Here is a 12,300-nt window from a genome sequence, read left to right as displayed (position 1 = left end):
AACAACGTCACGAAGCAGGCCATCAAAGACTTGTGCATTGCTTACAAGAACTTCTTCCGCAAGCAAAAGCAGCCCAGCTACATCAAGTACACTTCGAAGAAAATTGCTCATTATAACCGCATCGGTAAGAGTTTGACCGTCTATGACATGAACGGGCATCCCAAGTTCAGGAGCAAGAAGAACGGAGACTTCCGTTTCTATCAGGACAATGTCAAGATTCAATTCACAGGAACGCACGTCAAACTGGAGAGCCTTGCAGGAAGCAGGCGGAAGAACCGCCAGCGTTTGAACTGGGTTCGGCTTGCTGAAAGGAACAGGATTCCTGTCCGAGCAAAATACACGAACCCGCGGATCGCGTTCGATGGTGAGCGCTGGTGGCTCTCGGTAGGGATACAGACAGCCCGAAAGCTGGAACCTTTGCGCGGACTGTCGTTTGTTTGCAAGAAACGGCGATATGCTCGCTCAGAAGGAATTGGCATTGATTTAGGCATCAAGGACTTGGCGATACTCTCTGACGCCACTAAGGTCAAGAATATCAACAAGACCCGTGCAATAAGAAGACTCAAGAAGAAAAGACGCCGGTTGCAGCGTCAGGTATCTCGAAAATACCAGATGAATAAGAAAGGAGATAGTTACTGCAAAACGAGCAACCTTATAAAAAGCGAAAAACAGCTTTTACGGATCAATCACAGACTGGCAAATATTCGTCAGAACCATGTGCATCAGGCTACGACATCAATCATAAAGCGAAAACCAAGCTTTGTGTGCCTCGAAGACCTGAATGTCCGTGGTATGATGAAGAATCGATATTTATCCGAGAAGATTCAGGAACAGAATCTTTATGAATTCCGCAGACAGATTGAATACAAGGCACACTGGGCCAAGATACCCGTTGTCATAGCAGATAGATGGTATCCGAGCTCCAAAACTTGTGTTATCTGCGGTCATGTAAAGAAAGAACTGAACCTATCGGAAAGGACGTATGTCTGTCCTGTATGTGGCAATATAATCGATCGTGACTTCCAGGCAGCACTGAACCTCAAATACTACGGGAAAGCAGAACAAATGAAATCTGCAAGCTGATAGAAAGAAGTCCATGTAGATATGTACCGATTCGTTAGTCGGGAACAGACGTACTCCCTTGCGAGAGAAAGGAAGTAAGTCAAAGCCTCTGGAGCATTACATCAAACGCAAGTAGCTTGTTCTTCGGGACAGCAAAAACGGATGCGATGAACGAGGAATGAAACGTAAAAGTCAGTTTTTCATCAATAGAATATGGCTTTTTATAAGTTTTCAGTAACGGATTCTTACCGCATATCAGAAAGGAGTGTTGCCTGTGCACGCTTACCGTCTCTATCTCTTCGATTTTGACTATACCCTCGTCAATTCCGAGCCGGCCATCCTCAAATGCTTCCATATCACGCTGCAGAAGCTCGGCTACGGCGACCGCACGGATGATGTGATCCGCGTCACCATCGGACTGCCCATGGTCGAGGCCGTCAAGAAGATCCTGCCGACGGACGATGAGGAAGAGGCCAAAGCCTTCGTGCGCGCCTATACCCCGGAAGCCGACCGCTATATGACACCCGGCACGACTTTTTTCCCGCATACGGTCGCAACATTGCGCCGGCTGCGCGAAAACGGAGCCAGGATTGCCATCATCTCCAACAAGACGCATCACCGCATCCAGGAGAAATTCGACCTCGACGGCGTTCCGGAACTCATCGACCTCATCATCGGCAGCAACGATGTCGAGGCGCACAAGCCCGATCCGACAGGCCTGCTGACGGCACTCGAACATTTCCAGATTGCAAAAGAGGATGCACTCTACATCGGCGACAGTTTTGTCGACGCCGAGGCCGCCCGCAACGCCGGCCTGGACTTCGCAGGCGTCACGACGGGCACGACGAGCCACGAAACGCTCGCTTCCTATCCGCACGTCGCCATCTTTGACGATATCGCCGAGCTCGTCACCACGCTGCAGGACTGACCGTTCCCCGTCATACTTGCCAAAAAGCAAAAAAAATGCTAGAATAATTAAGTCAGTAACGATGCGGGCATAGTTCATCGGTAGAATGAAAGCTTCCCAAGCTTTAGAGGGCGGTTCGATTCCGCTTGCCCGCTCCATTTGCCATCGTATCCTGCAGGCAGTAGCCTGCAGGATTTTTTGTTGTCTGTCGCACATAAAAAATCCGCAGCAAAAACGTACTGCGGATTTTTTTCGTTATCTATGGATCTGCCTGAAGAACTGTCAACAGGTATGGCATTTATCGTAAATGCCTGCTTTCTTCAGCGTATCGACAACCGTGACGCCGATATGAGCAACCGTATCAGCCACTTCGATGCCCACGGCATTGAGCGCTGCAATCTTGTCGGCTGCCGTGCCCTTGCCGCCCGAGATGATGGCGCCGGCATGGCCCATGCGCTTGCCCGGAGGAGCCTGACGGCCCGCGATGAAGGCAGCGACCGGTTTCTCCGGCATGTTGGCCTTGATCCACTGAGCAGCTTCTTCCTCGGCCGTGCCGCCGATTTCACCGATCATGAGCACAGCGAGCGTATCCGGATCTTCCTTGAAGAGCTTGAGCGCATCGATGAAGTCCGTGCCCTTGACGGGGTCGCCGCCGATGCCGATGGCCGTCGTCTGGCCGATGCCGGCCGCCGAGAGCTGGAACGTCGCTTCATACGTCAGGGTACCGGAGCGCGAGATAACGCCCACATGGCCCTTCTTGTGGATGTAGCCCGGGATGATGCCGAGCTTGCATTCATCAACCGTCAGGATGCCCGGGCAGTTCGGGCCGATCAGGCGCGTCTTCTTGCCTTCCATGTAACGGCGTACCTTGACCATATCCTGCACCGGGATGTGCTCGGAGATGCAGACGACGACATCGAGTTCCGCTTCGACGGCTTCCATGATGGAGTCAGCAGCAAAGCGCGCCGGCACATAGATGACGGAAGCGTTTGCGCCCGTGGCTTTGACGGCGTCACGGACCGTGTTGAAGACCGGCACGCCTTCAACCGTCTGACCAGCCTTGCCCGGCGTGACGCCGGCCACGATCTTCGTGCCGTAAGCGATCATCTGCTTCGTGTGGAAAGTAGCGGCCTTGCCCGTGATACCCTGAACGATGACTTTTGTATCTTTATCGACTAAGATTCCCATGATGCGACCCTCCTCAAGCCTTGGCGCCGGCTTCTTTGACAAGCCGCACGATGGTTTCTGCGCCGCCTTCCATCGTCGGCGCCATGATGACATTCTCGATCGGCGTATCCCGGAGAATCTCACGGCCTCTCTCGACATTCGTGCCTTCCAGTCGTACGACAACCGGAACCGGCAGCGAACGGCCATCCGGCGAAATGAGTTTCGCCGCATCGACGATGCCCTGTGCGACGAGGTCGCATTTATTGATGCCGCCAAAGATATTGACGAAGATGCCCTTAGCCTGACCGCCGTCCAGCATGATGCGGAAGGCTTCCGCAATCTTCTCCGGCGTCGAATCGCCACCTACATCGAGGAAGTTCGCCGGCTCGCCGCCGTAGAACTTGATGATGTCGACCGTTGCCATCGCGAGGCCGGCGCCATTGACCATGCAGGCCACGTCGCCGCCGAGGTTGACGTAGTTGAGGCCGGCTTTTGCCGCGCGGCGCTCCTTCGGGTCTTCCTCGCTCTCATCGCGCAGCGCCTCGATATCCGGATGACGGAAAAGCGCACTGTCGTCGAAATTCAGCTTGGCATCGAGTGCGATGACGTCGCCTTCCTTCGTGACGACCAGCGGATTGATTTCCGCCAGGCTGCAGTCCTTGCCCACGAAAACCTGATAGAGTCCCATCATGAATTTCGTGACCTTGCGGATCGTCTCCTGCGGGAAATGCATGCCATATGCCATGCGGCTGGCTTGGAACGGCAAGAGCCCCGTAGCGGGATCAATGAACTCCTTGAGGATCTTGTCCGGCATCTCGGCTGCGACCTTCTCGATCTCCATGCCGCCTTCTTCCGAGCCCATCATGACGATGCGGCCCGTCTGGCGGTCAATGACGAACGAAAGGTAATACTCCTTCGCAATGTTGGAACTCGCTTCAATGAGCAGACGGTTCACCTGTTTGCCCTCCGGCCCCGTCTGATGCGTGACGAGCGTCTTGCCGAGAAGTTCCTGTGCGGCTGCGCGCACCTCGTCCTGCGAATGGGTAATCTTGACACCGCCGGCCTTGCCGCGGCCACCCGCATGGATCTGTGCCTTGACGACTACGACGTCCGTGCCGAGCTCCGCTGCCTTCTGTACCGCCTCATCGACCGAAAAGGCCGGCTGGCCTTCCGGGACATTGACGCCGTACGAACGCAGGATTGCCTTGCTTTGATACTCATGGATATTCATAAATCAATCCGCCCCCTTTTTGTATGGGTTGAGCGCCCACTGCTATTTTTGCAGTTGTCGCGCAATAATTATCGTTTATATTGCAAAACGAATCGATACATGCATATTATATCTTAAAAACTATCATATTGTCTAGGTTTTCTTATTTTTTACCCAAAATTTTTTCTGGTTTATCCTGTTGGACATGATATGCCTCGAGATCACGGGCAGCTGCATGCAGCATATCCTGCGTGATCTTGTACGGCATCACGCTGACATCCTGCTTCTTCTCCGTCGCCTGGAACACGCGGTGGATATCGGCTTCACTCGCGCACGTATCCTCGCGGCAGGTCGGCAGGCCAATGCTGCGGCAGAACCGGAAGAAGCGCTCAAACTCCTCCTTCTGGCCATCGCAGAGCAGCAGAAGCAGCGTGCCGTACGCCACGAGGCCGCCGTGCTGACGGCACTGTTCGGCAGCCGGCAGGTCAGCCAGCTCCACGAACAGGCGATGGGCCATATGACCGTTGTATTCCGGTGCCGCGAAATTCGAGACAAGGCCGCTCGTTATGACAATCGAGAGCACAACCTCCTCGAAGGCGTCGCTAACGACATGGCGGCGGTTATCCTCGACAGCCTGCGCACCGTAATTGTAAAGCGGATCCAGGCACATCTTGGCCAGTGCGATGCCCATACCGTCGCGGTGGCAGAGCTTGCGGCCCCTTGACGCAATGGTCGCCTCATAATACTTCGCCATCGTATCGCCGATGCCGCGCAGCAGATACTCAACCGGAGCCTGCGCCATGATGCGGCTGCAGAGGAATACATGGACAGGAGGGACCGTGGAGTACAGGTACTCACGGAATTTGCCCTGCGGCGTGTAGATCGTCGCGATGCTGGCGGCAGCCGCGCAGCTGCCCGCCACCGTCGGGAACGTGAAGAACGGCTTATGCTGGGCATGTGCCACAGCCTTGGCCGTATCGATGGCCTTGCCGCCGCCGACAGCAAAGACCATGTCGGCCGCCTGCACGGCCTCATCCCGGATGATTTTCTCGATGAGCTCATACGAGGATTGGCCGCCAGCATGGATGAAGCCGGTAAACTCCAGGCCCACGCCCTCGACGGCCCGCACCATCTTCTCCTGTGCCACCTCGATGCCCGTGCGTCCGCCGATCACGACTACACTCTTGCCGTAGCGCGGACAGACCTCGCGAATCTTCTCATACGCCTCCACACCGATCGTGTAGTCCGGAAATGTCATGGTATATCTGCCTTCCATTTTGGGGTCCTCCTCTCAAGGATAACTCGTTCACTCAGTCTTTGCGGCCCAGCACATAAACCGTCTGCGCACGCCACGTATCGCCCTTCTTCAAGAGCGGCTGCGGGAAATTTGGATTTGCAAACGCATTCGGGAAATACTGCGTCTCAAGGCAGAAGCCCGTGCGGCACCCAAAGCGCACGCCATCCTTGCCCGGCAGGCTGCCATCGAGATAATTGCCCGTGTAGAACTGCACGCCCGGCTGCGTCGTGTAGCAGGTCAGCGTGAAGCCCGATTTGTCGGACTCGGCATACGCCGCCTTCTTGAGGCCGCCGTTGACGTAATCGATTGGGCAGCCCGGGTCGAAGCCGAACATGCCGGGCTTCTGCTCAACGACAGGCTTCTCATCGCGGATGACCCAGTTGTGGTCATAGCCATGGCCCATGACGAGTTCATCGAAATCATCATCGATGTGCTCGCCGATGCGCGTCAGCTGGCGCAGATCCATGGGCGTGCCGTCAACGGGCAGGATGCGGCCATCCGGCAGCGATTCCTCGTCGGCCCAGGTGTATTTGTCGGCAAAGATCTGGATTTTCTGGTCAAGCACCGGGCCTGCGGCAAAACCATCGAGATTGAAGTAGGCGTGATTCGTCAGATTGCAGACCGTATCGGCATCGGACACTGCCTCGTAGCGGATGGACAGCTCGTTGTCATTCGACAGCGAATAGAGAACGTTTACTGTCATGTTACCAGGATAGCCGCCCTCGCCATCTGCGGCGTGATACGTGAGCTTCACGCCCTCATCCGTCTCCTCTGCCGTCCAGAGTTTCTGATGGAAGCCCTGGAAGCCGCCATGGATGTGGTTCTGGTTGTGCGAGCCCGTGTTGAGGTCCAGCTGATACGTCTTGCCGTCAATGACAACCTTGCCGCCGGCAATGCGGTTGGCATGGCGTCCGACGAGGCCGCCCATGCTCGTGTCATCCTTCTCGTAGGATGCGGCACTGTCGTACCCGAGCACGATATCCGTGCGCTTGCAGTCCCTGCCGTAGGCACTCCAGCCGACCAGACGTGCGCCATACGTCGTGACCTTGACCTCCGTCCCCTTGGTGTTGCGGAGTGTGTAGAGCTCGGCCTCGCGTCCGTCACTGAGTTTGCCAAACGATTCTTTCTTGATAATAGCCATGGATACATCCCTCCAAGAAGAATTTGATATCGCCGAATTGCTTATCATTTCGGACAATTCTATGCGATTCCACTTTACTCTTTATTCGTCTTTTTGTCAATCACCTTGCCGGCCCAGCCGGAAATACGCCCCATCCGGCCGGCTATAAACAAATTGCGGTAATTATGCTATAATTGTGCTGTAATTCATTTTTCCTAGAACATTCATTTTCATTATCCTTTTTCAATAATCACAAGGGGGAATCATCATGAAAGAGAAAAACGCTTACATCTTCTTCAACTGTGACGAAGAGAAGAGCCAGAAATCCATGAACTTGTTCTACAACAAGGAAATCTACCGTGACCTCAAGCTTGCCCGCCGGGCCCTCTACGCAAAGATTGAAGAGGAACTGGCCGCCGGCCGCATCCACGCCAAAGAAGAAGACATCCCGGCCATCCGCGAAGCCATCTTGAATGGTGACCCGACGAAAGCCAGTGACTACATCCAGTATGGCATCATCGAGGCGTTTCCGATTGTCTGAGCAAGCAAAAAGCGCTGCCTGTTCCGGTCAGCCCTGCCACATACATCGAGCAGGGCTGCGGAACGGCAGCACTTTTTTATTGCTTAAAGCGTGAGTTTATCCGGCACGATCTCCGACAGCTTGTCCACGATGCGGTCGGCAAGACTCAGATCCTGGCCTCCAGAATGCGGACTCCGGAAACCGATGCAGTACATACCAGCCCGCTTGGCGGCAGTTACACCGCTCTTTGTATCCTCCAGAACCATGCACGTTTGCGGACTGACCCCCAACCGCTCAGCACTCAACCGATAAATAGTCGGATCCGGCTTACTCTTGGGCAACGTGCTGCCGGACAATACCGACTGGAAATAGAGACGAATGGCAAAGGAATCCAATACAGCATCCATGACTTTCTGCCACGACGATGTCGCCAAAGCCAAAGGAATATGAACCTGATGGAGTGCTCGAATCAAATCGATGGCGCCCGGAATCGGCTTTGCCTCTCCCTGCAGGATCAAGCTAAGATAATGTTCCCGTTTATACGATACCAAATCTTCAAGTCTGAGATCATCACGATGTTCCCTTGCAATCACCTCTGCAAACATATCATCACTGGTACGCCCCATATAATGAATGAGATCCTTTTCATCAAACGGCAGACCAAAATGATGACAAGTATCCAGTTTAGTCCGGGAATGAAGAAGTTCACTGTCTATGATAACGCCATCCATATCAAAGATAAAAGCTGCTGGTCGCAAAAAAATTCCTCCTAGTCATCGTACGAAACACTGCATGTCTAAAGACTATTATAGCCCATCGCAGTATTATCGTCACCAATGACGGGGAGGATTTTTTCTTAGAGACTCGCCTGGCAGATGAGATTCATGAAGAACAGGAAGCCCAGGCAATAGCTGAGTGCATGGATCTCACGCGAACGGCCGTTCATGAGCTTCAACAGGGGATATGCCGTGAAGCCGAAGGCCAGGCCCGTCGAGATGCTGCCCGAAAGCGGAATTAGCACGACGACGAGGAACGCCGGGAACCACTCCGAGAAATCCTTGAAATCCATGTACTGCAGCTGCTGCATCATCATCGCGCCCGTGATGATGATGACCGGTGCGATGGCAGCCTGCGGCACATAGGAAAGGAACGGGATAAAGAAAAGCGAGATGCAAAACAGCACAGCAGCCGTCAGCGCCATGAGGCCCGTGCGCCCGCCGCTCGCGATGCCGGCGGCACTCTCCGCCGCGGCAACCGTCGGGCTCGTGCCGAGAACGCTCGAAATCAGCGTTGTGAAGGCCGAGCCGATGTACGTGCGCGAGAATTTCCTGCGGTCCGGCAGGATGCCCTCCAGGAGGCCCATCGTCTCAAAAATCATGATCATCGACATCGAGAAAACCGAGAGCAGGAATGGGATGCTCAGGAAGGAATGGAAATCCGCCTGGAAGAGCAGCTGCGGATACGCTGCGATATGCGAGAATTCGAGGTCAAGCGGCACTTCGTCGTGCAGGCCGAAAATCTGTGCGACGACCGTCGTCACGACAATGGCCAGAAAGAAACTACCCGTCACGCCGCGCAGGTAAAGTGCAAGACTCACAATGAGGCCGAAGATGGCGAGGAGCGCCATCGGGTTCGTCAACGAACCGAGCTCAATGATCGCATTCGTGCCCGAGCGTATGAGCTGCGCCTTCTCGAGGCCGATCTCCACGAGGAACAGGCCGATGCCAGCCGTAATTGCACATTTAAGGGAATTCGGCACGGCGCTGGCGAGGCGCTCCCGCCATTTCGTGCAGGCCACATACGCAAAGATCAGGCCCGATACGAGCGAGATTGCGATGGCTTCCTGCCACGTCAGTCCCATCTGCACGCAGATCGTATACGTGAAAAACGCATTGACGCCCATGCCCGGCGTCAGCACGATCGGCGCATCGGCCACAAAAGCCATGATCAGGCAGCCGATGATTGAAGAGAAGATTGTCGCAAACACGGACAGCTCGGCGGGAATGCCGGCGTCGGCCAGGATCATCGGGTTGACCACGATAATATAGGAAATGGCAAAGAATGCCGTGATGCCCGCGAGGATTTCCCTCTGCCACAGGCGGCGGTCCTTCAGCACTCCATCGAACAGCGTCATAACGTTTCCTCCTCAAAGCAATTCTGCCCATGCTCTCATATTCCCCAGTGGGGATTCTTTCAAATTTCGTATTCTTTGACTATACCTTTAGTCTACTCATTCTGCCTCCAATAAAAAAGGACACTCGTCCGGAGTGTCCTAAAATTTTTCTTCTTGTTATTTTCTGAAAACAGTTCTCGCACCTGTTTTCGGAACGAAATATGATATAATGAGGGCATCATACCGTCTCATACTCTGCCGCTCAAAAATCTGTACAAAGAAAGGATGTCATTTGATATGCAACTCGACTACATGCTGGAGCATATGCCGGAAGAAATCAAACGCCTGACGAGCCGGCGCATCTTCCTGCCCGGTGAAGCCGTGGTCCGCAAGGGGGAGAGTGCTGATCACGTCTATATCCTGACGAAGGGCAGTACGCGCGTCAGCAACGAATTCGCCAGCGGCCAGCGCTACACCTTTGCGCGCCAGAATGTCCCGGATCTCATCGGCGACCTCGAGGTACTGGCCGGTCAGCCGATCTTTTCCACGACGAACGAAGCTTTGACCACCTGCGAAGTCATCTCGATGACAGCCGAGACGTTCCTGCAGTGGATGCAGCTCGACAACCATTTCTCCTTCGCCGTTGCCCGGCTGCTCGCGGCCAAGATGTATCCGACGTCCAACGAGAACGGCCGCATCAAGTTCCAGCCGAGCCTCGAACGCCTCCAGCATTATCTGCTCAAGCGGCTCGGCGACATCGACACCGACCTCTTCATCCTGCACACGAGCCGCCAGCAGATCGCCGACGACATCGGCACCAGCGTCAAGACCGTGAACCGCGGCGTCACCAAGCTCAAGGACGCCGGCCTCATCAGCCTCATCCACGGCAAGATTGCCATCGACAAAGAGCAGCAGGAAGCCCTGCGCGAAACGAAATTTGCCGAAGACTGAATGCCGGCAGAAGTTTGACAGCATCGCAGAAACCCCGTAAAATAAACAACGTTATCATTCCAGCAAAGCAGCGCCGCCGGCGTTGCGAAAGGGGTCTCGTTCTATGTTCAAAAATGGTTTACAGATTGGCCTGATGCTGTTCGGCATGTTCTTCGGCGCAGGCAATCTCATCTTTCCGCCGTCGCTCGGCTTCCAAGCTGCCAGCCAGTTCACACCGGCCATCCTGGGCTTCCTGCTCTCCGGCATCGGCATGCCGGTCATCGCGCTCATCATCGGCACCTTCAACCCCGGCGGCTTCCGCGCTGAGATGAGCCGCAAGATCTCGCCGCTCTTCTCGCTGCTGCTGCTCGCACTCATCTACCTTTCCATCGGCCCCCTGATGGCCATCCCGCGCACGGCAGCCACGTCGTTCTCGATTGGCGTGCTGCCCATCAGCGGCGACGGCGTGCTGCCGCTTGCCATCTTCACGCTCTTCTACTTCGCCTTTGCCTGGTGGCTCGCCATCACGCCGAGCAAGCTGCTGCCCCGCCTCGGCAAGGTCCTGACGCCGCTCTTCGCCCTGCTCATCGTCGTGCTCATGCTCGCGGGACTTCTCACCTACACGGACCCTGCGCTCATCACGCCGCTCGGCAAATATGCATCCTCGGCCTTCGGCAATGGCTTCATCGAGGGCTACAACACCATGGATACCCTCGCCTCCTTCGCCTTCTGCATCCTCGCACTCAACGAGATGCGCCGCATTTCCTTCTCCTCCACCAGAGCCTACTACGTCAGCGTCTGGATGGCAGGGCTTGCCGTAGCCGTGCTCATGGGCTCCCTCTACCTTGGTCTGGCCCTGCTCGGCAACCACTTCCCCATCCCGCCGCAGGTCTACGGTGACGCCCATATCAACCTCGGCGCCTACGTGCTCTCCCAGACCTCGCTCGCGCTCTTCGGCAACGTCGGCATGTGGTTCCTGGCCATCATGGTCACACTGACCTGCTTCACGACCACGGTCGGCCTCATCGCCGCCGTCTCGGCCTTCTTCTACGAAGAATTCCCCATCGTATCGTACAAGAAATACGCCACGATCATCAGCATCGTCAGCTTCCTCCTGGCCAATCTCGGCCTCAACCAGATCATCAAGGTATCGCTGCCGGTCCTGCTCTTCGTCTACCCGATCGCCATCACCGTCGTCATGATGACCATCCTCAACAAATTCGTTCGTCTCTCCCGCCCCGGCATGCGCCTGACAGTCGCACTCGCGGCCCTCGTATCGGCGCTCGACATCCTGCATCAGTTCGCCGGTCTCGAATGGGCCGGCAGCATCATCGCGAGCCTGCCGCTTGCCGAAAGCAGCCTCGCCTGGCTGCTGCCCGTCCTCATCGGCCTGGTACTCTCCCTCGTCCTGCCCGGCCGCATCAGCGGCGAAACGGTACCGGTACTCGAGCAGCCCCGAAAAAATTGAATTCAGACCACATTATGGCAAACGCCCCGATGCACCATTGCACCGGGGCGTTTTGTCATTCGATCCGCACCGCCTCGACCATCTCGTCGTATACGTCAGCCAGCGTATAACGGCGCAAATCATCTTCAAAATGCTGCTGAATCTCCCGCAGGGACTTGTCGAGTGCACGATGGATGTTGCGCCCGACCGGGCAGGCCGGGTTTGGATTCTCATGGAAACGGAAGAGATTTTCCTCGCTGTTCGTCTCCACGGCCTTGTACACATCAAGGAACGTGATTTCCGCCAAGGGACGGTCAATCGTGATACCGCCCGGACCGCGCTTGACCACGATGATTCCCGCTTCTCGGAGCTGCGACATGATATTCCGGATGATGACCGGATTCGAGCCGATGCTCCCTGCCAGGAAATCGCTTGTGATCTTATACGTCCCCGAAAAATATTGGACAGCCGTTAGGACATGTACGGCTATCGTGAACTTCGTCGAAATCTGCATAGATGTCACCTCG

At 55.4% G+C, this 12,300-nt stretch carries 12 protein-coding genes and 1 tRNA gene; 6 read left to right on the top strand and 7 right to left on the bottom strand.

Annotated features, from left to right (window positions below; translation table 11 throughout):
• From DWX75_RS02620 to DWX75_RS02610, 3 genes are all read left to right on the top strand, one after another.
• The coding region (locus DWX75_RS02620; RefSeq protein WP_147671514.1) for an RNA-guided endonuclease TnpB family protein at window positions 1-1,083 on the top strand (1,083 nt) is incomplete at its 5' end.
• Between the two features lie 253 nt (window positions 1,084-1,336).
• Window positions 1,337-1,990, top strand: a complete 654-nt coding sequence (locus DWX75_RS02615) for an HAD family hydrolase (RefSeq protein WP_233519442.1) — start codon at window positions 1,337-1,339, stop codon at window positions 1,988-1,990.
• Between the two features lie 63 nt (window positions 1,991-2,053).
• Window positions 2,054-2,127, top strand: a tRNA-Gly gene (locus DWX75_RS02610).
• Window positions 2,128-2,251: 124 nt separating this feature from the next.
• On the opposite strand, the gene sucD is transcribed toward DWX75_RS02610, so the two are convergent.
• The 4 genes from sucD to DWX75_RS02590 form a co-directional block, all read right to left on the bottom strand.
• On the bottom strand, window positions 2,252-3,157 hold the full coding sequence (gene sucD / locus DWX75_RS02605; RefSeq protein ID WP_118014707.1) for a succinate--CoA ligase subunit alpha: 906 nt from the start codon (window positions 3,155-3,157) through the stop codon (window positions 2,252-2,254).
• A 13-nt stretch (window positions 3,158-3,170) separates the two neighbouring features.
• Window positions 3,171-4,367: an ADP-forming succinate--CoA ligase subunit beta gene (gene sucC, locus DWX75_RS02600; RefSeq protein WP_118014704.1), complete on the bottom strand. Its 1,197-nt coding sequence runs from the start codon at window positions 4,365-4,367 to the stop codon at window positions 3,171-3,173.
• 142 nt (window positions 4,368-4,509) lie between these two features.
• Window positions 4,510-5,622, bottom strand: coding sequence for an iron-containing alcohol dehydrogenase family protein (locus tag DWX75_RS02595; protein ID WP_118014701.1), 1,113 nt, complete (start codon window positions 5,620-5,622; stop codon window positions 4,510-4,512).
• 34 nt (window positions 5,623-5,656) lie between these two features.
• Window positions 5,657-6,784: an aldose epimerase family protein gene (locus DWX75_RS02590; RefSeq protein WP_118014698.1), complete on the bottom strand. Its 1,128-nt coding sequence runs from the start codon at window positions 6,782-6,784 to the stop codon at window positions 5,657-5,659.
• 247 nt (window positions 6,785-7,031) lie between these two features.
• Between DWX75_RS02590 and DWX75_RS02585 the strand changes: the two genes are divergently transcribed.
• A complete protein-coding gene (locus tag DWX75_RS02585; protein WP_118014695.1) occupies window positions 7,032-7,304 on the top strand; it encodes a hypothetical protein in 273 nt (90 codons plus the stop codon).
• 83 nt (window positions 7,305-7,387) lie between these two features.
• Here DWX75_RS02585 and DWX75_RS02580 read toward each other — a convergent pair whose 3' ends face one another.
• Window positions 7,388-8,041: an HAD family phosphatase gene (locus DWX75_RS02580; RefSeq protein ID WP_233519441.1), complete on the bottom strand. Its 654-nt coding sequence runs from the start codon at window positions 8,039-8,041 to the stop codon at window positions 7,388-7,390.
• 98 nt (window positions 8,042-8,139) lie between these two features.
• Window positions 8,140-9,417 (bottom strand): NCS2 family permease, encoded by a 1,278-nt coding sequence (locus DWX75_RS02575; RefSeq protein WP_118014689.1) that lies wholly within the window; start codon window positions 9,415-9,417, stop codon window positions 8,140-8,142.
• Window positions 9,418-9,693: 276 nt separating this feature from the next.
• On the opposite strand from DWX75_RS02575, the gene DWX75_RS02570 reads away from it, so the two are divergent.
• Both DWX75_RS02570 and brnQ read left to right on the top strand, forming a co-directional pair.
• The gene (locus tag DWX75_RS02570) at window positions 9,694-10,347 is read left to right on the top strand and encodes a Crp/Fnr family transcriptional regulator (protein WP_118014686.1); all 654 of its coding nucleotides are present in this window, start codon (window positions 9,694-9,696) and stop codon (window positions 10,345-10,347) included.
• Window positions 10,348-10,450: 103 nt separating this feature from the next.
• The gene (gene brnQ, locus DWX75_RS02565) at window positions 10,451-11,794 is read left to right on the top strand and encodes a branched-chain amino acid transport system II carrier protein (RefSeq protein WP_118014683.1); all 1,344 of its coding nucleotides are present in this window, start codon (window positions 10,451-10,453) and stop codon (window positions 11,792-11,794) included.
• 55 nt (window positions 11,795-11,849) lie between these two features.
• Here the strand turns inward: brnQ and DWX75_RS02560 are convergent, their stop codons facing one another.
• On the bottom strand, window positions 11,850-12,287 hold the full coding sequence (locus DWX75_RS02560; protein ID WP_118014680.1) for an Rrf2 family transcriptional regulator: 438 nt from the start codon (window positions 12,285-12,287) through the stop codon (window positions 11,850-11,852).
• Between the last annotated feature and the right edge of the window lie 13 nt (window positions 12,288-12,300).

This window comes from Mitsuokella sp. AF21-1AC (assembly GCF_003458855.1).
GTDB lineage: Bacteria > Bacillota > Negativicutes > Selenomonadales > Selenomonadaceae > Mitsuokella.
This window is presented reverse-complemented; position numbering and strand designations above follow the sequence as displayed.

What these genes read in the sequence shown, in the direction of transcription:
- sucD (WP_118014707.1), bottom strand. Translation starts at nt 3,157, where the DNA reads ATGGGAATCTTAGTCGATAAAGATACAAAAGTCATCGTTCAGGGTATC.
- sucC (WP_118014704.1), bottom strand. Translation starts at nt 4,367, where the DNA reads ATGAATATCCATGAGTATCAAAGCAAGGCAATCCTGCGTTCGTACGGC.
- DWX75_RS02595 (WP_118014701.1), bottom strand. Translation starts at nt 5,622, where the DNA reads ATGGAAGGCAGATATACCATGACATTTCCGGACTACACGATCGGTGTG.
- DWX75_RS02590 (WP_118014698.1), bottom strand. Translation starts at nt 6,784, where the DNA reads ATGGCTATTATCAAGAAAGAATCGTTTGGCAAACTCAGTGACGGACGC.
- DWX75_RS02585 (WP_118014695.1), top strand. Translation starts at nt 7,032, where the DNA reads ATGAAAGAGAAAAACGCTTACATCTTCTTCAACTGTGACGAAGAGAAG.
- DWX75_RS02575 (WP_118014689.1), bottom strand. Translation starts at nt 9,417, where the DNA reads ATGACGCTGTTCGATGGAGTGCTGAAGGACCGCCGCCTGTGGCAGAGG.
- DWX75_RS02570 (WP_118014686.1), top strand. Translation starts at nt 9,694, where the DNA reads ATGCAACTCGACTACATGCTGGAGCATATGCCGGAAGAAATCAAACGC.
- brnQ (WP_118014683.1), top strand. Translation starts at nt 10,451, where the DNA reads ATGTTCAAAAATGGTTTACAGATTGGCCTGATGCTGTTCGGCATGTTC.
- DWX75_RS02560 (WP_118014680.1), bottom strand. Translation starts at nt 12,287, where the DNA reads ATGCAGATTTCGACGAAGTTCACGATAGCCGTACATGTCCTAACGGCT.